General features: G+C 73.1%; 21 protein-coding genes. 10 read left to right on the top strand and 11 right to left on the bottom strand.

Translation table 11 applies throughout. The features are described from left to right. Nucleotides 1-66 precede the first annotated feature (66 nt). A complete protein-coding gene (locus MOV08_RS10815; RefSeq protein ID WP_039631596.1) occupies nt 67-786 on the bottom strand; it encodes a GntR family transcriptional regulator in 720 nt (239 codons plus the stop codon). A 248-nt stretch (nt 787-1,034) separates the two neighbouring features. Here MOV08_RS10815 and MOV08_RS10820 point away from each other — a divergent pair, with 248 nt between their 5' ends. Further along, entirely contained in the window at nt 1,035-1,415 is a 381-nt protein-coding gene (locus MOV08_RS10820) for a VOC family protein (RefSeq protein ID WP_275307258.1), read from the top strand. Between the two features lie 42 nt (nt 1,416-1,457). Here MOV08_RS10820 and MOV08_RS10825 read toward each other — a convergent pair whose 3' ends face one another. The 3 genes from MOV08_RS10825 to MOV08_RS10835 form a co-directional block, all read right to left on the bottom strand. After that, nucleotides 1,458-2,300, bottom strand: a complete 843-nt coding sequence (locus MOV08_RS10825) for a transporter substrate-binding domain-containing protein (RefSeq protein WP_275307260.1) — start codon at nt 2,298-2,300, stop codon at nt 1,458-1,460. 113 nt (nt 2,301-2,413) lie between these two features. Next, complete coding sequence (locus tag MOV08_RS10830) at nt 2,414-3,079, bottom strand: bifunctional 4-hydroxy-2-oxoglutarate aldolase/2-dehydro-3-deoxy-phosphogluconate aldolase (RefSeq protein ID WP_039631602.1); 666 nt, start codon at nt 3,077-3,079, stop codon at nt 2,414-2,416. A 340-nt stretch (nt 3,080-3,419) separates the two neighbouring features. Next, nucleotides 3,420-3,857, bottom strand: a complete 438-nt coding sequence (locus tag MOV08_RS10835) for a guanyl-specific ribonuclease (RefSeq protein WP_039640582.1) — start codon at nt 3,855-3,857, stop codon at nt 3,420-3,422. Between the two features lie 201 nt (nt 3,858-4,058). Between MOV08_RS10835 and MOV08_RS10840 the strand changes: the two genes are divergently transcribed. From MOV08_RS10840 to MOV08_RS10855, 4 genes are all read left to right on the top strand, one after another. Beyond that, a complete protein-coding gene (locus MOV08_RS10840; protein ID WP_275307262.1) occupies nt 4,059-4,688 on the top strand; it encodes a helix-turn-helix domain-containing protein in 630 nt (209 codons plus the stop codon). Nucleotides 4,689-4,771: 83 nt separating this feature from the next. Continuing rightward, the gene (locus tag MOV08_RS10845; protein WP_039631606.1) at nt 4,772-4,966 is read left to right on the top strand and encodes a DUF6126 family protein; all 195 of its coding nucleotides are present in this window, start codon (nt 4,772-4,774) and stop codon (nt 4,964-4,966) included. A 167-nt stretch (nt 4,967-5,133) separates the two neighbouring features. Further along, nucleotides 5,134-7,071, top strand: coding sequence for a glycoside hydrolase family 84 protein (locus MOV08_RS10850; protein WP_275307264.1), 1,938 nt, complete (start codon nt 5,134-5,136; stop codon nt 7,069-7,071). 105 nt (nt 7,072-7,176) lie between these two features. Next, on the top strand, nt 7,177-7,935 hold the full coding sequence (locus MOV08_RS10855) for a thiaminase II/PqqC family protein (RefSeq protein ID WP_107080303.1): 759 nt from the start codon (nt 7,177-7,179) through the stop codon (nt 7,933-7,935). 104 nt (nt 7,936-8,039) lie between these two features. On the opposite strand, the gene alc is transcribed toward MOV08_RS10855, so the two are convergent. From alc to MOV08_RS10875, 4 genes are all read right to left on the bottom strand, one after another. Then, nucleotides 8,040-9,170, bottom strand: a complete 1,131-nt coding sequence (gene alc / locus MOV08_RS10860; RefSeq protein WP_275307265.1) for an allantoicase — start codon at nt 9,168-9,170, stop codon at nt 8,040-8,042. Further along, nucleotides 9,167-10,507: an allantoinase AllB gene (gene allB / locus MOV08_RS10865; RefSeq protein WP_275307266.1), complete on the bottom strand. Its 1,341-nt coding sequence runs from the start codon at nt 10,505-10,507 to the stop codon at nt 9,167-9,169. The genes alc and allB overlap by 4 nt, the downstream gene beginning before the upstream one ends. Before the next feature lie 179 nt (nt 10,508-10,686). Continuing rightward, a complete protein-coding gene (locus tag MOV08_RS10870; protein WP_275307268.1) occupies nt 10,687-12,240 on the bottom strand; it encodes an NCS1 family nucleobase:cation symporter-1 in 1,554 nt (517 codons plus the stop codon). A gap of 42 nt (nt 12,241-12,282) precedes the next feature. Beyond that, nucleotides 12,283-13,089, bottom strand: coding sequence for an aspartate/glutamate racemase family protein (locus MOV08_RS10875; RefSeq protein ID WP_275307269.1), 807 nt, complete (start codon nt 13,087-13,089; stop codon nt 12,283-12,285). A gap of 271 nt (nt 13,090-13,360) precedes the next feature. Between MOV08_RS10875 and MOV08_RS10880 the strand changes: the two genes are divergently transcribed. Then, on the top strand, nt 13,361-14,164 hold the full coding sequence (locus MOV08_RS10880; RefSeq protein ID WP_039631619.1) for an IclR family transcriptional regulator: 804 nt from the start codon (nt 13,361-13,363) through the stop codon (nt 14,162-14,164). Nucleotides 14,165-14,195: 31 nt separating this feature from the next. Here the strand turns inward: MOV08_RS10880 and MOV08_RS10885 are convergent, their stop codons facing one another. Further along, nucleotides 14,196-14,483 (bottom strand): DUF5955 family protein, encoded by a 288-nt coding sequence (locus MOV08_RS10885; RefSeq protein WP_203232544.1) that lies wholly within the window; start codon nt 14,481-14,483, stop codon nt 14,196-14,198. Between the two features lie 582 nt (nt 14,484-15,065). On the opposite strand from MOV08_RS10885, the gene MOV08_RS10890 reads away from it, so the two are divergent. The 3 genes from MOV08_RS10890 (at nt 15,066) to aceB (ending at nt 18,022) form a co-directional block, all read left to right on the top strand. Beyond that, entirely contained in the window at nt 15,066-15,290 is a 225-nt protein-coding gene (locus tag MOV08_RS10890) for a hypothetical protein (RefSeq protein WP_039640586.1), read from the top strand. Nucleotides 15,291-15,425: 135 nt separating this feature from the next. Then, complete coding sequence (locus tag MOV08_RS10895; RefSeq protein ID WP_275311754.1) at nt 15,426-16,004, top strand: nucleotidyltransferase family protein; 579 nt, start codon at nt 15,426-15,428, stop codon at nt 16,002-16,004. A gap of 377 nt (nt 16,005-16,381) precedes the next feature. Continuing rightward, the gene (gene aceB, locus MOV08_RS10900; RefSeq protein WP_275307270.1) at nt 16,382-18,022 is read left to right on the top strand and encodes a malate synthase A; all 1,641 of its coding nucleotides are present in this window, start codon (nt 16,382-16,384) and stop codon (nt 18,020-18,022) included. A gap of 77 nt (nt 18,023-18,099) precedes the next feature. On the opposite strand, the gene MOV08_RS10905 is transcribed toward aceB, so the two are convergent. Then, nucleotides 18,100-19,314 carry an IS30 family transposase gene (locus MOV08_RS10905; protein ID WP_275307072.1) on the bottom strand — a complete coding sequence of 405 codons (1,215 nt, stop codon included), beginning with the start codon at nt 19,312-19,314 and terminating at the stop codon, nt 18,100-18,102. 263 nt (nt 19,315-19,577) lie between these two features. Between MOV08_RS10905 and MOV08_RS10910 the strand changes: the two genes are divergently transcribed. Continuing rightward, nucleotides 19,578-21,233 carry a translation initiation factor 2 gene (locus MOV08_RS10910; RefSeq protein ID WP_275307272.1) on the top strand — a complete coding sequence of 552 codons (1,656 nt, stop codon included), beginning with the start codon at nt 19,578-19,580 and terminating at the stop codon, nt 21,231-21,233. Nucleotides 21,234-21,269: 36 nt separating this feature from the next. Here MOV08_RS10910 and MOV08_RS10915 read toward each other — a convergent pair whose 3' ends face one another. Next, on the bottom strand, nt 21,270-23,396 hold the full coding sequence (locus MOV08_RS10915) for an AAA family ATPase (protein WP_275307274.1): 2,127 nt from the start codon (nt 23,394-23,396) through the stop codon (nt 21,270-21,272). Nucleotides 23,397-23,436 lie beyond the last annotated feature (40 nt).

Here is a 23,436-nt window from a genome sequence, read left to right on the forward strand (position 1 = left end):
GTCAGAACATTCTGACGAGCGGAACGAAGGATTCCGGGCCCGCCGTCCACCGTACGGCCCGATGCCTTAGGGCCGGACCAGCAGCTGGAACTCGAAGGCGTAGCGGGACGCACGGTAGACGTGCGAGCCGAACTCCACCGCGCGACCGGTGTCGTCGAAGGTGGTGCGCTGCATCGTGAGCAGCGGCGCGCCCTCGGGCTCCTCCAGGCGGGCGGCCTCCTCGGCCGACGCGGCGCGGGCGCCGACGGCCTGGCGGGCGCTGTGCAGCGTGATCCCGGCGGCCCGCATCAACCGGTAGAGGCCGGTCTCCTCCAGCTCGGCGGTCTCCAGCTTCAGCAGCCCGGCGGGGAGGTGGTTGCGCAGGTGGGCGACCGGCTCGCCGTGGGTCAGCCGCAGCCGCTCGACCAGGGCGACCTCCGCGCCCTCGGCGATCCCCAGCGCGGCGGCGACCTGGGCGTCCGCCGCGGTGGTGGTGTTCAGCAGGACCCGGGTGGCCGGCTTCTGCCCGGCCGCCTCCAGGTCGTCGTAGAGGCTGCTGAGCTCCAGCGGGCGCTTGACCTGGCTGTGCACGACCTGGGTGCCGATGCCGCGGCGGCGGACCAGCAGGCCCTTGTCGACCAGCGACTGGATCGCCTGGCGCACCGTGGGCCGGGACAGGCCGAGCCGGCCGGCCAGCTCGATCTCGTTGCCGAGCAGGCTGCCGGGGGCCAGCCTGCCGTTCTCGATCGCGGCCTCCAGCTGCTGCGACAGCTGGAAATACAGCGGGACCGGGCTGTTCCGATCCACGCTGAACTGGACGGGGCCCTCGGCGCCCGCGGCATCTGTATCGCGTTTCCCCACGCTCGCGAGCGTATCCGCCCGCACAGATGACGGGAAGTCCGGAGGTCACATTGTCCGGACAAGGGGGGTTGGGGCGTCCGCCCGCGATGTCGTCGAAGCGGCCCGCCGGGCCCGCCCGGACGCGTAGCATCCCGTCAGCCGGCCCGCCGCGCCCGGCCGTCGGTCCGCCGTCCCCGGCCCGCCAAGGAGCCCCCGTGTCCGTCCGCCGCGTCGTCCCCGACCTGCACATCGCCCACGACGGCGCCGCGGAGGCGCTGGCCGGCCACCGCGCGTTCTACGGCCTGCTCGGCTTCGAGGAGGTCATGAACCACGGCTGGGTGATGACGCTGGCCTCCCCCGCGAACCCCACCGCGCAGCTCACCTTCCTCACGCACGACGCGTCCGCGCCGGTCGCCCCGGACCTGAGCATCGAGGTCGAGGACGTGGACGCGGCGTACGCGGCCGTCCTGGCCTCCGGCGCGCGGATCGTGCACCCGCTGCGGGACGAGGAGTGGGGCGTCCGCCGCTTCTTCGTCGAGGATCCGGACGGGCGGGTGGTCAACGTGCTGGGGCACCGCGGCCCGGCGGACGGCTGACCGGAGCCGCCCGGTCCGCGCGCGGTGCCGCGGCGCCGCGGCCTACTTCATCCAGGCGTCCTCGTACTTCCGGTACGTCCCGTCGTGGGTGGCGAGGTGGACCCACTGGTCCACGTACGCCTTGAACTGGTCGTCGCCGCGGGGCAGTGCGTAGCCCTTCTCGGCGAAGGTGAAGGGCTGGTCGGGGTGGACCGCGCACAGTTCGGGGTGGATCTTGGCCTGGTAGCGGGTCTCGCTGGCGTCGGTCATCATCACGTCGGCACGGCCGGCGATGATCTCGTCGAAGATCGTGGTGTTGTCCGGGTGGACGGTGAGGGTGGCCCGCTTGATGTGGGCGCGGGCGAACTGCTCGTTGGTGCCGCCGGGGTTGACCACGACGCGGATGCCGGGGCGGTCGATCTGCTCCAGGGTCCGGTACTTGTCCTGGTCCGCGCAGCGGACGACGGGGGTCTTGCCGTCGGTGCGGGTCGGCTCGCTGAAGTAGACGGAGCGGGCCCGGGCCAGGGTGATCGAGACGCCGCCCATGCCGATGTCGCAGCGCCCGGACGTCAGGTCGCCGACCAGCCCGGCCCAGGTCGTCGGGACGTAACGGGGCGTGGCGTCCAGGCTCTTGGCGAGGTCTCGGGCCAGGTCGATGTCCACGCCGCGGTAGTTGCCGGTGGCGGGGTCGCGGTAGCTGAAGGGGCGGTAGTCGCCGGTGGTGCAGACCCGCAGCACCCCGCGGCGCGGGACGGCGTCCAGCAGCGTCGCCGGCCGCCGGTCCCGCTGGGCGGTGGCCGCGGCGGCGGTGCCGGCGGCCGGGGCGGAGGCGTAGGAGGCCGCCGGGGCCGCGGCGGTGACGGCGAGCAGGCAGGCGAGGGCGGGGAGGGTCGCGGCGCGCTTCATCGTGGGCTGACTCCTGATCAGGTGGCCGGAGCGCTCAGAGTGGCAGAGCCCGGCCACCGGGTGAAGCCCCCGCCCGGCCCGTGGACGGCCGGGCGACGCCGGCCGGACGCCGGTCAGTCCCCGTACGGGTCCAGCGCCCCGGCCTCGCCGGGCTCGGGCACCGCGTCGGCGAGCCGGGCCAGGAGGTCCGCGGCGCGCTTGGCGACCGTCTCGCGGTCGCCCTCGGACAGGGCCGAGCCCATGCCCACCGCGACCGCGCCGGCCGCGATCCACTCCGGTGCGGTCTCGATCGTCACGCCGCCCGTGGGCAGCAACGGAGCCTGCGGCAGGGCGGCGCGGACGTCGCCGACCCAGGACGGGTGGTGGTCGGCGGCCGGGAACAGCTTGAGGGCGTCGGCACCCAGCTCCAGGCCCCGCACGATCTCGGTGGGCGTGGAGACCCCGGCGAAGACCGGGACGCCGTAGCGGTGGCCGGTGCGGATGACCGAGGCATCCAGGCTCGGGGAGACCAGGAAGCGGGCGCCGGCGTCCACCGCCATCCGGGCCGACGCGGCGTCAAGGACGGTGCCGGCGCCGATGACCGCGTCGTCCCCCAGCTCGCGGGTGAGGGTGGTGACCGCCTCCAGCGCGAAGGGCGTGGTGAGGGATATCTCCAGGCTCGTGATGCCGGCCGACAGCAGGGTGTCCGCGGTGGCGCTCGCCTCGTCGTACGTCTTGCTGCGGACGATGGCGAAAACGCGCTGCGCCAGTGCGGCCCGGGTGATCTCCCAGCGATACACGGCAGTTCGCCGTCCTTCCTTCTTCTCCGACGCCCTCGCCGCTGTGACGCGGCTCACGACAGACCCAGCACTTCCGGGGCGTGCCGCGCCGGCTGATCGCTCGAAGCCCGTTTGCCGCCGATGCCCGCCCATTTCTCGTTTCTACCGAAACGCTACCGGCAACCCCTGACAATCCTCTCTCGGGGTGCGCCCCTGTGCGCCCCTTCTGCCGAGAATGGGCGAAGGAGAGAGGGAAGTGGCCGGTGGGGCCGGGGAGTTCGAGGGAGCACGACGGCGGCCGGGGTGCGTGGGCACCCCGGCCGCCGGGTGGCCGCTCGTGCGGCCGTGCTGTCCGCCTGCGTCAGCAGCCGAAGTCGATGAGGTTGAAGGTCTTGTAGTGGTCGGAGGTGTAGTAGTCCTCCTTCTGCGACTCGTCACCGGTCACGATGCGCCGGGCGCCGCGGGTGGGCGCGCCCGGAGTGATGACGGTGTACTCGTGGTAGTAGCCGGCGCTCTGGGCCGGGAGGACGCCTTCGACGTTGGTGAAGACCGACCCGTCCTTGCCGGGGTACGGGAAGGGGCCGCCCTGCTCGATCAGGTTGAGGGTGTCGATCGCCTGGGACGGCAGCGCGGACTTGCAGATGTTGCCGACCGACTTGACGTGGACGGTCGCGGTGTGCACCGCGGCCGGGTGTGCCGTGGCGGCGGGCGTCGCGGCGACCGCCGTGCCACCGAGGAGAAGAGTTGCAACGAGGGCGCCGGCAGCGCCGATCCTGGTCATCCGTGGGGGGATTCTCATGCCCATCAGCATGACGCGCGTAGACATGCCCCTGTCAATCCCAAAGAGCTGATGTTTCCCGGGAGTTCACGCGACCACCCCACGGTTCGCGCGGGACATCCGAAATGTTCCGCCGCCCCCCGCTCCGCTCGTTTCCCGACAAGCTTTTGCCTCAGAGGCAAATCTTTTGCCTGTGAGACGAGGGCTGGCTATACCGGAGACATGACCGAGCTCCCCGATCCGCCCTCCGGCGCCGCCCCGGAGGGGCTGTCCACCGTCGCCCCGCGCCTGCGCGACCTGCGGCGGCGCAGCGGACTGACACTGGAGGCCGCGGCCCGGCGGGTGGGCCTGTCGCCCGCGCACCTGTCCCGGCTGGAGACCGGTCAGCGGCAGCCCTCGCTCCCGATGCTGCTGGCCCTGGCACGGACCTACGGAACCACGGTATCCGACCTGCTCGGCGAGACCGCCCCGGAGCGGGACCCCATCGTGCGGGCCGGCCGCGCCGAGCCCTCGGAGGCCGGCGGCTGGACGTACTGGACCGTGGGCGGCGCCGGACGCGCCATGCAGGCGCTGCGGGTGCACGTGCCGCAGCGGGTGCAGGGCGACCTGGTGCGGGTGCACCCCGGCGAGGAGTGGCTCTACGTCCTCACCGGTCGGCTGCGGCTCACGCTCGGCGAGGCGGTGCACGTACTGGACCCGGGGGACGCCGCGCACTTCGACTCGCTCGTCCCGCACCGGCTGGCCGCCGCCTCGCGCGACGGGGCCGAGCTGCTGTTCGTGCACACGCTGCTGCAGAGCGGCGCCGCCGAGCTGTGCCTGGGCGACCACGCGCCGCACCGCCGCGGCGGCTGAGCCGCCGTCCGTCCACCGTCCTCCCGCTGACCGCCCGTTCACCGCTCACCATTCACCGTTCCGGAAGGGAAGGTCCGTCCGCCGTGCCCGACCACACCGCTCCCGCCCCGTCCACTCCCCCGGCCGCCGAGGGCGCGCCGGTCGCCCCGACCTCCCGCCGCTACGTCGAGAACAAGCCACCGCGCGGCCTGTACGTACGGGTCTTCATCTACGTCGTGGCGACCCATGCGCTGCTGGCCTTCATGAGCCTGCTGGTGGTCATCGCCAAGTCCCGCTAGGGGCGAGGGGGCCGAGGTCCGGCCGGCCCGGGCCCCCTTGCCCCGCCCCGGCGATCGGGTGAACCCTGCTGCCACACCGTGCCCGACGCGCGCCCGGCAGCGCGCCCGCGGCGCGACGCACGCACCAGACTCGTCCGTGAACCTCGCTGACCGAGGAGGACCGAAGGATGCACCGTACGCGCACCGCGGCCACCACCGGCCTCGCCGTGGCCCTCGCCGTGCTCCCGCTGGCGGGCATGACGGGGCCGTCCGGCGCCGCACCGGCCCACGAGTCCGGCGGCGACCGGGCCAGACCCACAGCCACCGCCACCGCCGCCGCCCTCTCGCCCGTCCCGCAGTCCGTCCACGACCGCTCCGACCACCTCACCGTCACCCGGACCGTGGCCCTCGTCGCCGGGCCGGGCACCGACGCCCCGGCGCTGGCGCTGGTGACGCGGGCCCTGAAGGACGCCGGCGCCGAGCGCGTCGTACGGGCCGGCCACGCCGCCGCAGGAGGCGGGCGGTTGACCGTCTACGTGGACGGGGCGGGCGCCGAGCGCACCCTTGAGGAGCTGGGGGCGCGCGGCACCGCCGGGCTCCCGGCCGAGGGCTATGCGCTGGCCGCCGGCCGCGACCGGATCGCGCTGGCCGGAAAGGACGCCACCGGCACGTACTACGCCGCCCAGACGCTGAGCCAACTGCTGCCGCACCGCACCCGTCCGGGCGCCCGGATGCGCGGCACCGTCGTACGGGACTGGCCGGCGACGGCGCTGCGCGGTGTCATCGAGGGCTTCTACGGCACCCCGTGGTCGCACGCCGCGCGCCTCGACCAACTGGACTTCGCCGCCCGGCACAAGATGAACATCTACGTCTACTCCCCCAAGGACGACGCCTACCTCAGGGAGAAGTGGCGCGACCCCTACCCGGCGGCCCAACTGAACCGGATCCAGGAGCTGGTGGACCGGGCCCGGGCCCGGCACGTGGAGTTCACCTACGCCCTCTCCCCCGGGCTCTCCGTCTGCTACAGCTCGGACGCCGACGTCAAGGCGCTGACCGCCAAGTTCGCGACCCTGTGGGACATCGGGGTGCGGACCTTCGCGGTGCCGTTGGACGACATCAGCTACACCAAGTGGAACTGCGCGGCGGACAAGGCGAAGTTCGGGACCGGCGGCGGGGCGGCCGGGACCGCGCAGGCGCAGCTGCTCAACCGCGTCAACCGGGAGTTCATCGCCCGCCACCGGGGAGCCCGCCCGCTCCAGATGGTGCCGACCGAGTACTACGACCTGAAGGCGACGCCCTACAAGGCGGCGCTCGCCGCCAAGCTGGACGCCGATGTGCTGGTGGAGTGGACGGGCGTGGGCGTGCTCGCGCCCACCATGACCGTCGCGCAGGCGAAGCAGGCCCGGCAGGTCTTCGGCCACCCGATCCTGGTCTGGGACAACTACCCGGTCAACGACTACGTCAGCAAGCGGCTGATGCTCGGGCCGTTCAACGGGCGGGCGCCCGGGGTGCCGGCCCAGCTGGCCGGGCTCACCGCGAACCCGATGATCCAGCCGGCCGCCTCCAAGCTGGCCCTGGCCACCGTCGCCGACTACACCTGGAACGACCGGGCGTACGACGCGCGGGCCTCCTGGGGCGCGGCCATCGAGGAGCTGGCCGGCGGTGACGCCCGCACCGCCCGCGCCCTGCGGGCCTTCGCGGACGTCAACTACACCTCGGCCATCAACCCGCACCAGGCACCCGAACTGTCCGCCGCCCTGGACCGGTTCCGCAAGGACGGCCGGGCCCGGCCGCTGGACGCGGTGCTGAGCGGACTGCGGGACGCGCCCGGCGTGCTGCGCGACCGGCTCCCCGACCGCGACTTCGCCCGGGAGAGCGCGCCGTGGCTGGACGCCACCCGCGCCTGGGCGGTGGCGGCCCGCGACGCCCTGCGGCTGATCGTGGCGGACCGGTCGGGCGACGGGGCGACGGCCCGTCAACTGCGGGCGCGGATCCCGGGGTTGGCGACGAAGGCGAAGTCCTATGTCTACGTCGACATGAAGGGCAAGCGGATCCCGGTGGTGGTCGGCGACGGGGTGCTGGACACCTTCGTCGCGGACGCGCTGGCCGGGCGGAGCGCGCAATGAGGTGATCCCGCGCGGCCGGCGGCGGGCCGCTGCCGCGTCGAGGGGGTGGCCGGGGCCTACCCTGAGGCCCCGGCCACCCCCTCGCGTCCCCCGGAGGAGACCGCCATGGACCGACCTACCCGGCCGTCGCCCGCCACCGCCCCGAGTGGAGGCTCCCCCGGACCTCGTCCGGGGGGACCCCCGTCGCGCCGCGGTGCCGCCGGTGCCCCGCGTCCGAGCGCCGCCGCCGTCCTCGACGAGGCGGTCCGTGCGCTCGCCCCGGAGAACGGCGCCAACCGGCTCGTCCAACGGATCGCCCGGGGGCAGGCGCCGCGCACGGTGTTCGCCACCTTCGCGCTGGAGCAGCACCAGGTGATCGCCGCCGACCGGATCAGCTTCCAGCACCTGGCGCGCCGCGCGGACGGCGATCCGCCGGTGGCGGACTTCTTCGACCTGCTCGCCGAGGGGGAGACGCGGGCCCTGGCGCGGCTGGCGGGCCTGGCGGACGCCTGCGGGCTGACGGCCCGGGAGATCACCGGCTACCAGCCGCGACCGGGCTGCCAGGCGTTCCCGTCGTACGCGGCGCGGCTGGCGCTGGCCGCCGAGCCCGCCGACGCGGCGATCGCGCTCACCGCCAACTTCGCCGCCTGGGGCGGCTACTGCGCCACGGTCCGCACCGCGCTGGCGGAGCACTACGACTTCCCCGAGGCGGCCCACGGCTTCTTCACGCTGTTCGCCGACCCGGCGCCGGAGCTGGCGGTCGCGGCCCGCGCGGCGGTGCAGCAGGGCATCGACACCGGCCAGGCGCGGCCGGCGACGGCCCACCGCTACGGGCAGCTCCTCCAGGCGTACGAGGTGATGTTCTGGAACTCGCTGGAGGGGTGATCCGGCGCGTCGGGGGCGCCGGGCCGTGGGCTGCGGCCGTCGGTCGGCGACCACCCCGGTCCTGACGTGGCGTCAGAACCGGGGTGGTGGACCGGAGGCGGAGGTCAGCCGCCCAGTTCCCGGTGGCGGGTGGCCAGTCGGGCCGTCCCTTCCTCGGTGAGCGAGCCGTGCAGCCGGAGCCGGGCGATGCCGCCGTCGGGGAAGATGTCCAGCCGGACGTGGGTCACCGCGGGCGCGTGGGCCAGCGGGAAGCGGTGGACGGTGTCGGGCTGGAGCCGGGTGCGGGGCAGCAGTTCGACCCAGTCGCCGTGCTCGCCGTCGCGTCCGGACAGCGCCGCCCAGCCGGCCGCGTTGCCCTTGAGGTAGCCGGTGTCGATCTCCACCGCGCGGATCACGGACTGCCCGGTGAGCCGGTAGCGGACCCAGTCGTTGCCGGTGCCGCGGCGGCGCCGGGTCTCCCAGCCGTCGTCCATCGTGCGGGACCGGCCCGGCCGGATGGTGTTGGTGGGCGAGGAGTAGAAGCGGTCCGAGGCGTCCTCGACCCGACCGCCGTTCTCCAGCGCGGCGAGGTCGAAGGTGCCCAGCGCGGCCAGCCAGCGGGGCGCCGGGACGACCTCGCCGTGGACCCGGAGGCGGGCGATGCCGCCGTCGGGGTGCTGGCTCAGCCGCAGGTGGGTGAAGCGTCGCTCGGCGTGGACGGCGAAGCCGTTGGCGGCGTGCCCGCCGATGGCGGTGCGCGGGACGAGGGTGGTCCACTCGACGTCGTCGGCGAGCAGCTCGGCCGGCGCCGGGGAGCCCTCCACGCAGGCGCCCTCGACGCTCACCGACTGCGGGTAGTTGCCGCGGAAGTGGGCGGTGTCGACGACGATGCCGCGGATCACGCCCGGGGCGCCGAGCCGGATCAGCGCCCAGTCGTGGTCGTCGTCGGCCGGGAAGGGGTGGTCGCCGTCGGTGCCGCGGCGCCGCCGGGTCTCCCAGCCGTCCATGACCTTGCCCTTGTGGCCGAACGCCTCGGGGTCGAAGTGGGCGGCGTCGGGCGTCAGGAGGTTCTCGCGCTCGGCGAAGAACTCGTCGTTGGCCGCGAGCACCCCGGCGCCGAGCCGCCGGTCGGCGAGGTCGGGCAGGTGGGAGAAGGGGAAGCCGGCCGGGCCCGGGGTCCGGTAGTCGGCATAGGGGTCGCCGCCGCCGTAGGGGCTGGCGTCCCCGGTGTAGCGCGGGAGGTCGCCGGTGGTCATGCGCGCGGCCTTTCGAGGAGCTCGCCGGTGGGCTCGGCGAGGGCGGTGCCGTCGTTGATCTTCCGGCCGCGCAGCCAGGTGGAGCGGACCACGCCGTGGAGCGTCTTGCCGGCGTACGCGGTGATCTTGTTGCGGTGCTGGAGGTCGGCGGGGTCGACGGTGAAGGTCTCCTCGGGCGCCAGCACCGCGAAGTCGGCGTCCCGGCCGGGTGCGATGGCGCCCTTGGCGCCGAGGCCGACCAGCCGCGCCGGGGCGGCGGACATCCAGCGGACCACGTCCTCCAGGCCGTGGCCGCGCTCCCGGGCCGCGGTCCAGATGGCCGGCAGGCCGAGCTGGAGGGAGGAGATGCCGCCCCAGGCCGTCCCGAAGTCGGGGGTCTTGAGGTCGGTGGTGGAGGGCGAGTGGTCCGAGACGATGCAGTCGATGGTGCCGTCGGCCAGTCCCTGCCACAGGGCGTCCTGGTTGCCGGCCTCGCGGATCGGCGGGCAGCACTTGAACTCGGTGGCGCCGTCCGGGACTTCCTCGGCGGTCAGGGTGAGGAAGTGCGGGCAGGTCTCGACGGTGATCTTGACGCCGTCGGCGCGGGCGGCGGCGATCAGCGGCAGCGCCTCGGCGGAGGAGAGGTGCAGCACGTGGACCCGGGCGTCCAGCTTCCGGGCGAGGTCGATCAGGCCGGCGATCGCGTCGTTCTCGGAGACCCGGGGCCGGGAGGCGAGGAAGTCGGCGTACTTGGGGCCGTGCGCCTCGGGGGCGGCGTCCAGGTGACCGGGGTCCTCGGCGTGCACGATCAGCAGGCCGTCGAAGGCGGCGATCTCGCCGAGCGCCGCCGCCAGCTGCTCCTGGTCGACCTGCGGGAACTCGTCGACACCGGAGGGCGACAGGAAGCACTTGAAGCCGAACACGCCGGCCTCGTGCAGCGGGCGCAGGTCCTTGACGTTGCCGGGGATGGCGCCGCCCCAGAAGCCGACGTCGATGTGGGCCTTGCTGCGGGCGACCTCGCGCTTGATGTCGAGGTTGGCGGTGTTGGTGGTGGGCGGGAGGCTGTTGAGCGGCATGTCCACGAGCGTGGTGATACCGCCGGCGGCGGCCGCGCGGGTGGCCGTCCAGAAGCCCTCCCACTCGGTGCGGCCGGGGTCGTTGACGTGTACGTGGGTGTCCACGAGGCCGGGCAGCAGGACGTCGTCGCCGAAGTCCTCCACCCGGGCGCCGGCCGGCACCGCGGCGTCGTGCGGCAGGACGGCGACGATCTTCCCGTCCTGGACGGTGACGGACGCGGCGCGCGTCCCCTCCGGCGTGACGACGCGCGTGGAACGCAGCACCAGCTCTGTTTCGGACACCCAGTACCTCCCCTATCGTGTGCTTCATGGTCGCGGTCCGGAGCGCGGGCGGCACGGCCACCGCGGGCCGTGCCACCGCCGGCGCGGATTCCCGGGAACCCCGGGGTGACGGTGCAAGCCGCCGCCCCTACGGAATTCAACAGTCTGTTGAATGAGTCTTCACTTCGGACCGCAGCCCGTCAAGACCCCTGTGCGGCGGCCGGTCCGGCGATCGCACCGGACCGCTCCGGCTGCTCGCCCTCCGCCGCCGCCCCGCCCCTGACCTGCGACGGGATGATGCCCTGCGGAATCGGGCCGACGCCCGCCGCCGCCCGGTCGCGCCCCGAGACCAGAGCGTAGAGCAGCCCGGAGAGCGCCATCCCGAAGATCCAGGAGAACGGCGCCAGAGCGTCGAAGGCCGGGACCAGCGCGAGCGAGGCGGCGACCGCGGCGGCCGGCAGGAACGCGAGCACGGCCTTCGGGTTGTAGCCCCTGCGGTAGAAGTAGGCGCCGGCGGCATCGGCCGAAAACAGCGCATCGACGTCGATCCGGCCGCGCCGCACCAGGTAGTAGTCCACGAGCAGGATCGCCACCAGCGGCCCGAGGAAGGCCCCCAGCGCCCCCAGGAAGTACTGGATCACCAGCGCCGAGGAGTACAGCTTCCAGGGCATGACCAGCACCGCCAGCACCGCGGTGATCATCCCGCCGCGCTTGAAGTCCAGGTACCTCGGCAGCAGGTTGGCGAAGTCGTAGGCGGGCGAGACGAAGTTGGCCACGACGTTGATCCCGATGGTGGCGACGATGAAGGCCAGCGCGCCGATGACGGTGACCACCGGGTTGTCGATCTTCTGGATCACCTTCACCGGGTCGTAGATCGCCTCGCCGAAGACCGCGATGGTGCCGGCGGTGACCAGGACGGCGACCACCGCGAAGGCGGTGAAGTTCACCGGCAGCCCGATGAGGTTGCCCCGCCGGTAGGAGCGGTGGTCGGGCGTGAAGCGGGCGAAGTCGGCGTAGTTGAGGACCAGGGTCAGGAAGGTGGCCACGGTCAGGCTGACCGCGATCAGGCTCTGCTGGAGCTGCGCGGTGCCGCTCAGCCCGGTCAGGCTGCGGGTCAGCGAGATGTCGCCGTGCGACGCGACGACCAGGTACACCGCCAGCGCCAGCACCACCAGCCAGACCACCGGTCCGGTCGCGAAGTCCTGCACCTTGCGGATGAACTCCATCCCGCGCGTCAGCAGGACGGCCTGCAGCCCCCACATCACCATGAACGCGATCCAGCCCAGGGTGGACAGCCCCAGCACCGAGTTGTGGTGGTACGCGTCGAGGCCGGGCGCGATCTGGAGCGTCAGCAGCACCACGGCCGTCGAGGCCAGCCAGGTCTGGATGCCGTACCAGGCCACCGCCATCACCGCGCGCAGCAGCGCCGGGATGTTGGCGCCGTAGACGCCCCAGCTGGCCCGGGCGAGCACCGGGTAGGGCACGCCGGTGCGGTGCCCCGCGTGCCCCATCCGGTTCATCAGCCAGTGGACGATCGTGATGCCGGCCAGCAGCGCGGCGAACACCTCCCAGGCCGGCAGCCCCAGCACGAAGAGGCTGGCGGCGAAGGCGTAGTTGCTGATCGCGTGGGTGTCGGACATCCACAGCGCGAAGACGCTGTAGGTGCCCCAGTTGCGCTGCGCCGCCGGCGCGAGGTCCTCGTTGAAGAGCCTCGGGTCCGGCGGCCCCGGACGGTGCTGCGGGGATGTGCTCATGAGTCCTCCCAGGCAGGTTGGGTGGAGCTTAGGTGTCAGTCGTCAGATGCCTGATGTCTTCGGGGAAAATTCGGTGTTACGGACGGAATGCCGGACCCCGCCCCGCTCCCCCGCGGCGACGCCCGCGAGGTGGCCGCTCAGCGGCCAGGAGCCGATGGCCTTGGGGCGGGGCGGCGCGAAACTGCGCTGCGTACTGGTGGTCAGGCCGAGGCCGACCACCGCCTCCGCGAACTTCACCGCGGCGGCGACGCCGTCCACGACGGGCACCCCCAGCGCCGCGGCGACCTTCTCCCGGAGCCCGGCCATACCGCCGCACCCCAGGCAGATCACCTCCGCGCCGTCCCGGACCACCTCGCGCGCGGTCTCGATGATCACGGCGACGGTGCGCTCCGGGTCGTCCTCCAGCTCCAGCACGCCGAGCCCGGTGCCGCGGACGCCGGCGCAGCGCTGGAGCAGCCCGGCGGTCAGCAGCCGGTCCCGGATCTGCGGCACGGCGCGGTCGAGGGTGGTGACGACGCCGTACGCGTGGCCGAGCATCAGCGCCATCTGCGCCGCGCACTCGGTGATGTCCAGGACGGGGACGTCCAGCAGTTCCTGCGCGCCCTCCCGACCCGGTTCCCCGAAGCCGGCCATGACCAGCGCGTCGAACGGGGTGTCCAGGGTGGCGAGCCGATCCAGGACGGCGGCGGCGCTGAGGTACCCCTCGAAGTGGCCCTCGATGGACTCGGGCCCCCACAGGGGTTCGGTGGCGAGGATCTCGGTGCCCGGCGCGGCGACCGCGGTGGCGGTGGCGCGGATCGAAGCGGTCATGGAAGCCGTGGTGTTCGGGTTCATGACGAGAATGCGCATGACGCTCCAACGATTTGGAGGATTCCACAGAATGGACAGTAGGTTTCGCGCAGCAGAACGTAGCTATGGCCACTGGCACCGTCAAGGGATCTCGGGCAAGGACGTGACACCTTGGGGCACAGGGGCGCTGACCGGCGGGAACGACTGTGCGATACGCGGTGTGCCGGCCCGGTGTGACCGGTAGGCTGCTCCGGTCGGGCCCGGCGCCCGCAAGGCAGACGAGCAGAGACCGAGCCGAGACCGATCCGACCCGCCCCGAAAGGAACGCGACGTGCCGCCGTCCAGCGCCAGCACCTCCGCCGCCGATGCCAAGCCCGCGGGCGCCAGCGGCGGCGTCCAGTCCCTTGAGCGCGCCTTCGACCTCCTGGAGCGGATGGCCGACGCCGGCGGCGAGGTCGGCCTGAGCGAGCTCTCCGGCAGCAGCGGGCTCCCGCTGCCCACCATCCACCGCCTGATGCGCACGCTGGTGGCCTGCGGCTACGTCCGTCAGCAGCCCAACCGCCGGTACGCCCTCGGCCCGCGCCTGATCCGGCTCGGCGAGAGCGCCTCCCGGCTGCTGGGCACCTGGGCCCGCCCGTTCCTGGCCCGCCTGGTGGAGGAGACCGGCGAGACCGCCAACATGGCCCTCCTCGACGGCGACGAGATCGTCTACGTCGCACAGGTCCCGTCCCGGCACGCGGTACGGATGTTCACCGAGGTCGGCCGGCGCGTCCTGCCGCACTCCACCGGCGTCGGCAAGGCCCTGCTGGCCGACCACCCGCCGGAGGAGGTCCGCGCCCTCCTCGGCCGCACCGGCATGCCCGCGGCGACCGAGAAGACGATCACCGACCCGGACCGCTTCCTCGACGCCCTCGCCGACGTCCGCCGCCTCGGCTACGCGGTCGACGACAACGAGCAGGAGATCGGCGTCCGCTGCCTCGCCGTCCCGGTCCCCAACTCCCCCACCTCCGCGGCGATCTCCATCTCCGGACCGACCGGCCGGGTGACGGAGGCCGCGACGGACAAGATCGTCCCGGTGCTCCAGGAGGTCGCGGCCCAGCTGTCGGTGGCCCTGGCCAACCAGACGCCGGCGTGACACCCGGGTGGGGCGGTCGCACCGCGCCGCCTCACCCCCTCGGCAGCTCGCCGAAGTGATCGATCCGCTCGCGGACCTCGGACAGCGCCGCGGCGAGTGCGCTCACCGATCCCACCGCCCCGGCTATCAGCAGCAGCGAACGGCGCAGCCGGGCCACCTCGGGCGCGCCGTGGCTCACCATCGCGTCCAGCGCGGCCAGCTCCTCGTCGGCGGCGGTCCGGTCGGGTAACTCCCCCGGAAGCAGGGCCAGTTGACGGCGGAGCCGGGACACCGCCGCACGCAGTTCCCGGACCCGCGGGTCGCTCCCGACCCCGGTCACCAGGCTGTCCCTCGGCAGCTGTTCCACAACGACGGAGCCCTCCCAGGCCGTTGCCCGTTCCGCGATGCGGGACAGTTAACGCCACGGTGTGCGGCCGGCGCCATACGGAGGGACGAAAATCCCGATCACCGCACGGCGCGGCCGGTCGGCAACTCGGCGCGGGGGCCGTGCGACCCGACTCCCGCCCCACCCTCCCCACTCGACTCTCCTGGCCGGTTCTCGCCCCTCGGCCCCCGGTTCCCCGACCCTGCGGCCGGTTCCACGCCGCCCCCGCACGCCCCTCGGACGCCATCCACCTCACCTGCCCCACGCGCCGCACGTGCGGGCCACGCGCGAGTACCCGCCCACCTTCTGACCATGCGTCAGCACGTGCGTTCCCCCGGGCACCCGTTGGCGTGGGCGTATCCCGTACAAGGCGTACGGCGCCGCGCGATGGAGCATTCTCCCTTCCAGGAAATGTCCGGCATATCACCGAATCGCACCTCACTGGACGACCGCCCTCGCGCGTCACCGGACCACGGGAACCACCCACCACCGGACCACGGGAACACCCACCACCGGACCACCGGATCGGAGAACACCATGGAGCCCGATGCAGGCCCCACCCCCGACCCCGAGTCCCGGCGCCTCAGCGTCATCCAGCTCATCTGCCGGGCGTACGGCCTGGCCGACGCGTCCGAGATCACCGAGGAGCACATACAGCGTTACGTCAGCGAGCACCGGCACGGGGACGAGCGGACGGAGCAGCTCCGGAGCCGGCTGCGCCCGCGGATCCCGCGACAGCGGGCAGCGGGCGACGCGGCCTGAAGCCATCTGACGCCGCCCGATTCCGGGCGGCACGGGGCGCCGCGCGACGCCATGGGGTAAGCAGGTCCCATGGCACATCGAGGGGAAAGCGCAGGCGCCGGGGGGACGAAGGGGGCCGGACGGCCCGAGGGGAGGGTGGCCGGGCTGCTGCTCGCCGCGGGCGGCGGACGGCGGCTGGGGGGACGGCCCAAGGCACTGCTCGACCACCGGGGACGCCCGTTGGTCGAGCATGCCGCACGGGTCCTTCGGGACGGCGGCTGCGGACCGGTGCACATCGTGCTGGGCGCGGCCGCCGAGGCCGTCCGGGAGCGGGCGGATCTGGCGGCCTACGGCGTCTCGGTGAACCCGGACTGGGCGCGGGGCATGGGCTCCTCGCTCCGGGTGGGACTGGCCGCGCTGGCCGGTTCGGGGGCGGACGCGGTGGTGGTGTCGCTGGTCGACCAGCCGGGCATCGGCGCCGCCGCGGTGGCCCGCGTGGTGGCCGCGTGCACGGGGCGGGACGCACTGGCGGCCGCGGCCTACGGGGGCGAGCGGGGGCATCCGGTGCTGTTCGGCGCCGGGCGGTGGGCGGAGATCGCGGCCGACGCGGAGGGGGACCGTGGGGCGCGGAGCTATCTCCGACGGCACGCCGGCGCCCTCACGCTCGTCGAGTGCGGCGACGTGGCCGAGCCGTACGACATCGACACGCCGGACGATCTGCGGCGGCTGGAGTGACCGGCGCCCGCCGGACCGGCGCCCCACCGATCGACCGCCCCTCGCCCGCCGCACATTCTGCGGCGGCCGGCGCACCGGGCGACCAGAACACCCGCCCCGGCCGCAGATTGACGGGAATCCGTCGTTCCGGAGCGGGAGTAATGGAGAGTGACCACAGTGGCACCGAGAGCCATTCGATCATCACTTGTGTCGACCCAGAGAATCTCGACGTCAACAAACCATTGAAGTTCCGCGATAAGGAAACTAGTCTCCACTGGTCAGAAGCGCCCTGCTACCCGTACGGCGCCCGCGACCGTATTTCGGAACCCACGGCACCCCGTGCCGCACAGGTGCCCCCGGCGGCCGCAAGGCACCGCCGCTGAATGGAGTGACAGCTCATGTCCGCACCAGCGCCGTCCCCGCTGGCCATCGTCGAAGTCGACCCCGCCCACACCCCCGAACGACAGGGCGAGGTCCTCACCGACGCCGCGCTCGCCTTCGTCGCCGAGCTGCACCGGCGGTTCACCCCCCGCCGTGACGAGCTGCTCGCCCGCCGCGCCGAGCGCCGCGCCGAGATCGCCCGGACCAGCACGCTGGACTTCCTCCCCCAGACCGCGCAGATCCGCGCGGACGACAGCTGGCAGGTCGCCGAGGCGCCCGCCGCGCTCAACGACCGCCGGGTCGAGATCACCGGCCCCACCGACCGCAAGATGACCATCAACGCGCTCAACTCCGGCGCCAAGGTGTGGCTCGCCGACTTCGAGGACGCCTCCGCTCCCACCTGGGAGAACGTGGTGGGTGGCCAGCTCAACCTGATCGACGCCTACGAGCGCCGCATCGACTTCACCGACGCCCGCACCGGCAAGTCCTACGCCCTCAAGCCGGCCGAGGAGCTCGCCACCGTCGTGATGCGGCCGCGCGGTTGGCACCTGGAGGAGCGCCACCTGCAGTTCGAGGGCCGCCCGGTCCCCGGCGCACTGGTCGACTTCGGCCTCTACTTCTTCCACAACGCCCGGCGTCTGCTGGACCTCGGCAAGGGCCCGTACTTCTACCTGCCCAAGACCGAGTCCCACCTGGAAGCCCGCCTGTGGAACGAGATCTTCGTCTTCGCCCAGGACTACGTCGGCATCCCGCAGGGCACCGTCCGCGCCACGGTCCTCATCGAGACCATCACCGCCGCGTACGAGATGGAGGAGATCCTCTACGAGCTGCGCGACCACGCCTCGGGCCTGAACGCCGGCCGCTGGGACTACCTCTTCTCCATCGTCAAGAACTTCCGTGACGGCGGCGCCAAGTTCGTCCTCCCGGACCGCAACGCGGTGACGATGACCGCCCCGTTCATGCGCGCCTACACCGAACTCCTGGTCCGCACCTGCCACAAGCGCGGGGCGCACGCCATCGGCGGCATGGCGGCCTTCATCCCCAACCGCCGGGACCCCGAGGCCAACGAGAAGGCCCTGGCCAAGGTCAAGAACGACAAGGACCGAGAGGCCGGCGACGGCTTCGACGGCTCCTGGGTCGCCCACCCCGACCTGGTCCCGGTCGCCCGCGCCTGCTTCGACGCGGTCCTCGGCGAGAAGCCCCACCAGAAGGACCGCCTCCGCGAGGACGTCTCGGTGGCCGCCGCCGACCTCATCGCCATCGACTCCCTCGACGCCAGGCCCACGTACCAGGGCCTGATCGACGCCGTCCAGGTCGGCACCCGCTACATCGAGGCGTGGCTGCGCGGCCTCGGCGCGGTCGCCATCTTCGGCCTCATGGAGGACGCCGCCACCGCCGAGATCTCCCGCTCCCAGATCTGGCAGTGGGTCGACGCCGGCGTCGTCTTCCAGGACGGCGAGCACGCCGGCACCACGGTCACCGCCGACCTGGTCCGCACGATCGCCGCCGACGAACTCGCCGCCATCCGCGCCGAGGTGGGCGAGGAAGCCTTCACCTCCGGCAAGTGGCAGCAGGCCCACGACCTCCTCCTGAAGGTCTCCCTGGACGCCGACTACGCCGACTTCCTGACCCTGCCGGCGTACGAGCTGCTGGGCTGAGCCCCCCCCCGCGGGAACCCCGAAGGGCCGGTACGGACGGCGGTTTCTAGCGGTCGTTGCAACACGTGGTCGGTTGTCTAGGCCGCGAGCAGTTTATGCAGGCGCTCGGCTGGGGTTTCCCAGCCGAGCGTTTTGCGTGGGCGGCCGTTGAGTTCGGTGGCGACGGCGGCCAGGTGCTGCGGGGTGTGGACGGACAGGTCGGTGCCCTTGGGGAAGTACTGCCGCAGCAGGCCGTTGGTGTTTTCGTTAGAGCCGCGTTGCCAGGGGCTGGCCGGGTCGCAGAAGTAGACCGGGATGCCGGTGGCGATGGTGAACGAGCCGTGTGCGGCCATCTCACTTCCCTGGTCCCAGGTCAGGGACCGTCGAAGGTGGGAGGGCAGGGTCTGGGCCGTGGTGACCAGCGCGTCGCGGACGCGCTCGGCGCCGTGGTCGCCGGGCAGGTGCAGGAGCATGACGTAGCGGGTGGCGCGTTCGACCAGAGTGCCGATGGCCGACTTGCCGTCCTTGCCGATGATGAGGTCGCCTTCCCAGTGGCCGGGGCCGGCACGGTCGGATGCTTCCGCGGGCCGTTCGCTGATCATGACCATCGGTGTGGTGAACCGTGGCTGGCGGGAGGCGACCTGACGGTGGGGTTTGCGGCGGGCGCGGCCTGAGCGCAGGGCTCGGGCGAGCTCGCGGCGGAGCTCTCCACGTCCCTGGACATAGAGGGCCTGGTAGACCGTCTCGTGGACCACGTGCATCTCCGGCCGGTTGGCGAACTGTGCCCGCAGAGCCTGGCAGATCTGCTCCGGGCTCCACCGTAGGGTCAGGCGGTCCTGGATGAAGTCCCGCAGCTCGGGGTTCTGGCCGATCTTGCCCGGCTTGGGTCGCGGCCTGCGGGCGTCGGCACGGGCCTGGGCGGCGTGCGGGCGGTACTGGCCGCTGTCGGGGTGCCGGTTGCGGCGGATCTCCCGGCTGATGGTGGACGGGCTGCGGCCGAGCTCGGCGGCAATCGCCCGGACTGTCGCCTTCTCCCGGAGCCGGTCGGCTATGTGGATCCGATCGGCCTCACGCAGATATCGGGAAGGCCCGGAAGGCGGCACCACCGCGTTGATCGGTGGTGCCGCCTTCTGTCTGCGGTCGGCGCTACGACCGTTGCGCCACTTCCTGCCGGTCCGGGCATCGATCCCGACGAGTCGGCAGGCTTCCTTGTTGCTGTAGCCCTGCTGCACGAGCCGGGAGTATTCCGCGCGCTCCCGGCCCAGCTTCACAGGGCCCTGAGCCGTCCGGTCCCTTCGGATCTTGAAGTCCATTGCATCCCCTGAGCTGGGGTGTTGCAACGACTACTAGAACTCAAGGACCGCCGTACCGGCCCTTCCACACCCCCGGGTACCATCGCTGGCATGCCGTCGATACCCCTGCCGGAACCCGCTCCGAACTGCGGAAACGGCATACGGGAGACGGCCCGGCCCACTAGGATGGACGGACCCTGCCAAAGCGGGCAGCGGGCAGCGGGCAGCGGGCAGCGGGCAGCGGGCAGCGGGCAGCGGGCAGCGGGTCCGGTGACCGCAGAGCGGTGCTCTTCGCGGCGCGTTCCGCGGTCGCGCTGCACCGGCTCCTGGACGTCCTGCCCGTCTTCTCCGGTGACGACCGCATCGAGCGCCGCTTCTCCCTGATCCCCGGCTCCGATTTCGGCACCGATGCCCTCGCCGCCCTGGACTCCGTCGGCGCCCGCTGCGTGCCCTGGGACGAGGCCGTCCGCACCCCGTACGACCTGACGCTCGCCGCGAGTCCCAAAGGCGAACTCGACCGGCTCCGGGGGCCGCTCGTCCTGCTGCCGCACGGAGCGGGCTTCGGCAAGACGCTCCCCGACGAGGGCACGGTGGACTCCGCATCCGGCCTGGACCCCGCCTATCTGCTGCGCCGCAGCACCCCACTGGCCACGCTGCACGCCCTCGCCCACCGGAGCCAGGTCGCCGAGCTGGCCGTGCGGTGTCCCGCGGCGGCCGCCCGCGCCACCGTGGTCGGCGACCCGACACTCGACCGACTCCTCGCCTCGCAGGGGCTGCGCGACAGGTACCGCACCGCGCTGGGCACCGGCGGCCGCCGGCTGATCGCGCTCACCTCGACCTGGGGCCCGGAGTCCCTGCTCGCCTCGTACCCGGACCTGCCGGCCCGGCTGAGCACGGAACTCCCCGCCGATTCCTACCAGTTGGCGCTCATCATGCACCCGAACGACTACGGCCGGAGCGGTGCACACGATCTCGCCGAGCGCCACGCGCCGGCCCTCGCCACCGGACTCCTGACGCCCCGGCCGTACGAAGAGTGGGCGGCGGTGCTGGTCGCCGCGGACGGGGTGCTCACCGACCACGGCTCGACGGCCCTGTACGCGGCCGCCCTGGACCGCCCGCTGCTGGCCGTCTGCGACGGCGGCGACGAGCTGATCCCCGGCAGCCCGATGGCCCGACTGCTCGCCGCGGCACCGAAGGTGAGCGGTGCCGCGGCAGACACCGGCCGGGTCGCCGAGAACATCGTCCGGGCCATCGAGGGGCACCTGCCGGGATCCGTGCGCGCCCTGGCCGAGCCCGCCTTCGCCGAACGGGGACGCGCCCTGCCGTTGCTGCGTACCGAGCTGTACGCGCGGCTCGGGCTGACCCCGCCGGCCACACCGGCCGAACCCCGGCTGCTGCCGGTCCCCCGCGTTCCGGCGCACGCACCGGCCGTCCACGCGGTGTCCGCCGCCGTCGACGGCGACCGGGTACGCGTCGAACGCCGTCCGCCGCACCACGACGGGCCGGCCGGGCACCTCGCCGCCGAGGAGGACGCGGCGAGCGTGCGGCACGCGCAGAGCGCGGCGGTCCTCTTCCGCCGCGCCGGAGACGCGCCGGCCGCCGCCGCACGGGCCGTGGCGGGCTGGACGGTGGACGGCTGGATCACCTGGGCACTCGACCGGTACCCGGGCCGCCGTACCGCCGCCGTCGTGCTGTCCGCCACCCACTGCGTGCTGCGGCGCCGCGGCGGACCGCTGCTGTCGGCCCGGATCGGGGCGTGCACCGAGGCCGGACGGGTGTTCCGGCCCGATCCGGCGGCAGTGGTGTCGGCAGTGCACTGCTGGCTCACCGCGACCCGCGCGCCGTCCCTCCCGACGACCCTCAACTGCCTCATCGGCGACCGCAGTTATCCGGTCCGCCTCGCACCGGCTACGGACGGCGAGGAGGACCACGCGTTCTGAGAGCGGTTCCGAAAAGCCGCTGGGAACAGGTCCTACCTAGGGCCTGGACGGATCGGGCGGGCTGCCGGTGGGGCGGGAGCGGAGGGCGCGGGCCGCGGCCAGGTACCGCTCGGCGGCGTCCTCGTCCCGCTCCTCTCGGTACAGTCCGGCGAGCGCCTCCAGCACCCGTACCTGCTCGGAGAGGGACCGGCGCTCCCGTGCCGCGTCGAGGGCGGCCTCGTACAGCTGCCGCGCCTCCGCCGCCCGGCCCAGTCGCAGCAGCACCCGGCCCAGCGCGAATCCGGTGCGCGCGGTCATGCGCTCGCGCTTCAGCTCCCGCGCCATCGTATGGGCGATCCCCAACTCCTCTGCCGATCGGTCGAGTTCGCCCAGGCCGGCGCTCGCCTGCCCGAGCAGATAGGTCAGCAGCATCTCGCCGTAGGGGTTCTCGATCTGCTGGTGCAGGCGCAGGGAGTGCCGGTAGTCCGGTACCGCGGCGGACCACTTGCCCTGTTCGGCCTGGAGCCGTCCGCGGAATTCGAGGGCGGAGGCGAACAGCTTGCGGTACTTGTCGTCGTCGCTGGCGAGCAGGGCGGCCGCACGCACCGCGACCTTCAACTCCTCTCCGGCCTCGGCGAACCGCTCGCTCTCCCACAGCGGCCGGGCGAGCTGGCAGCGCATCCGGATCGCGGCCGGCACGTCCTCGGCGTGCAGAGCAGCTTCCCGGCCGATGGTGAAGGAGTCGATGTCCGCGGCACTGCCCGGATGGTCGAGCTGATGCGTCCACAGGGGTTCGCACAACGCCCAGGACTCGGCGTAGAGACCCGCGTCGTAGGCGACGCGCACGCATGAGTGCAGCACCCGACGCTCGCTGTGCAGCCAGTGCAGGGCCGCCGTCTTGCCGGGGAAGTCGACGTCCGGGGTACCGGGCAGTGCCAACATCCGTGCGGCGAAGGTCATTCGCTCCCCAGCGGCCAGTTCGTCGGCGCGCTGCGCCTGGCGCAGGTGCCAGAAGATGTTCCGCTGCCGCCCGCTCGCCGTCTCCCCGTCCGCCCCGTCGGTCGCCGCGCGGCGGCGGGCATGGTCGCGCACGAGGGCGTGCATCCGCAGCCGGACGGCCCGGTCGTCGTCCAGATCCGGGACGAGGTCCAGCAGGCCGGCGTCCTCCAGTTCCTCCAGCGCCTCCTCGGCGGCGTCCTCCCCCGTGCCCAGAAGGGCGACCGCGGCCTGCGGGCTGATCGCAGGCCCGGGTTCGGCGGCGAGCAGACGGTAGAGCGTACGGGCCGGACCGCCGAGGTCGTGGTATGTCGCGTTCCACACCGGCTCCGTCTCCGGCACCCCGTTCCTCTGCAGTTCGATGGTCAGGCCGGCGAGCAACCGCGCCCAGCCGCGCCGCCGGTGCCTGCGGACCCAGTGGCCCGCGACGCGCAGGGCGGCGGGCAGACCGGCGCACAGCCGGGCCAGTTCGGCGACGGCTTCCGGGTCGGCGGCCGGTGTCTGATCTCCGGCGATGCGCAGCAGGAGCCGCACCGCGTGGTCCTCGGTGAGCGGACTCAGCGGCAGCTCGACCGCCACGCCGGGGTCGAGGTCAGGGGGTGTCCGCGGGCCGACGAGCACGACGGCGCTGCCGGCCGAGGCGGGCATCAGCAGCTCGGCCTCCCCCTCGAAGCGCCGCACGTTGTCGAGGACGACGACCAGCCGTCGGTGCCGGGTCTCGTCCAGATACTGCCGGCGGCGCGCGGTGAGCGAGCGCTCGACTTCGTCCCGGGGGACTCCCAAAGCCCGCAGCATCTGGCGCAGCACATCGGAGATGTCCGCGGTCCCATCACGCCGCCCCTCGTCGAGGTCCGCGTACAGCGCGCCGTCGGGGCAGCTCTCCTTGAATCGTCGGGCGAGCCGGAAGCCGAGGGTCGTCTTCCCCACCCCGGTCAGTCCACTGATGCTGATGATCAACGCACGCGCCGGGACCGATTCACCGTCGAGCCAGTCCTCGGTGGCCCGCAGGACGCGTGCCTGTTCGCCTTCCCGGTTCTCGAAGTGCTGGATCTCCAGCGGTAACTGATAGGGGATCTGGCCCGACGACTCAGACGCCCCGTGCAGGTACACCGACCCGATCTGGTTGGCCTGCACGAGGCTCTCGACTCGTGCTTGCCCCGCCACGCTGTTCCGCGTCTCTTCGGCCATGGGTCAACTCTAGGACGTGGCAGTGACAGTGGGCGGTGGC

It is taken from the genome of Streptomyces yunnanensis, from assembly GCF_029011865.1.
In the GTDB taxonomy this organism is placed as follows: domain Bacteria; phylum Actinomycetota; class Actinomycetes; order Streptomycetales; family Streptomycetaceae; genus Streptomyces; species Streptomyces yunnanensis.

Bases quoted from the DNA above. Each gene is read 5' to 3' on its own strand.
- MOV08_RS10825 (WP_275307260.1), bottom strand. From the start codon at position 2,300: ATGAAGCGCGCCGCGACCCTCCCCGCCCTCGCCTGCCTGCTCGCCGTC.
- MOV08_RS10835 (WP_039640582.1), bottom strand. From the start codon at position 3,857: ATGAGAATCCCCCCACGGATGACCAGGATCGGCGCTGCCGGCGCCCTC.
- MOV08_RS10840 (WP_275307262.1), top strand. From the start codon at position 4,059: ATGACCGAGCTCCCCGATCCGCCCTCCGGCGCCGCCCCGGAGGGGCTG.
- MOV08_RS10850 (WP_275307264.1), top strand. From the start codon at position 5,134: ATGCACCGTACGCGCACCGCGGCCACCACCGGCCTCGCCGTGGCCCTC.
- MOV08_RS10855 (WP_107080303.1), top strand. From the start codon at position 7,177: ATGGACCGACCTACCCGGCCGTCGCCCGCCACCGCCCCGAGTGGAGGC.
- alc (WP_275307265.1), bottom strand. From the start codon at position 9,170: ATGACCACCGGCGACCTCCCGCGCTACACCGGGGACGCCAGCCCCTAC.
- MOV08_RS10870 (WP_275307268.1), bottom strand. From the start codon at position 12,240: ATGAGCACATCCCCGCAGCACCGTCCGGGGCCGCCGGACCCGAGGCTC.
- MOV08_RS10875 (WP_275307269.1), bottom strand. From the start codon at position 13,089: ATGCGCATTCTCGTCATGAACCCGAACACCACGGCTTCCATGACCGCT.
- MOV08_RS10890 (WP_039640586.1), top strand. From the start codon at position 15,066: ATGGAGCCCGATGCAGGCCCCACCCCCGACCCCGAGTCCCGGCGCCTC.
- aceB (WP_275307270.1), top strand. From the start codon at position 16,382: ATGTCCGCACCAGCGCCGTCCCCGCTGGCCATCGTCGAAGTCGACCCC.
- MOV08_RS10905 (WP_275307072.1), bottom strand. From the start codon at position 19,314: ATGGACTTCAAGATCCGAAGGGACCGGACGGCTCAGGGCCCTGTGAAG.
- MOV08_RS10915 (WP_275307274.1), bottom strand. From the start codon at position 23,396: ATGGCCGAAGAGACGCGGAACAGCGTGGCGGGGCAAGCACGAGTCGAG.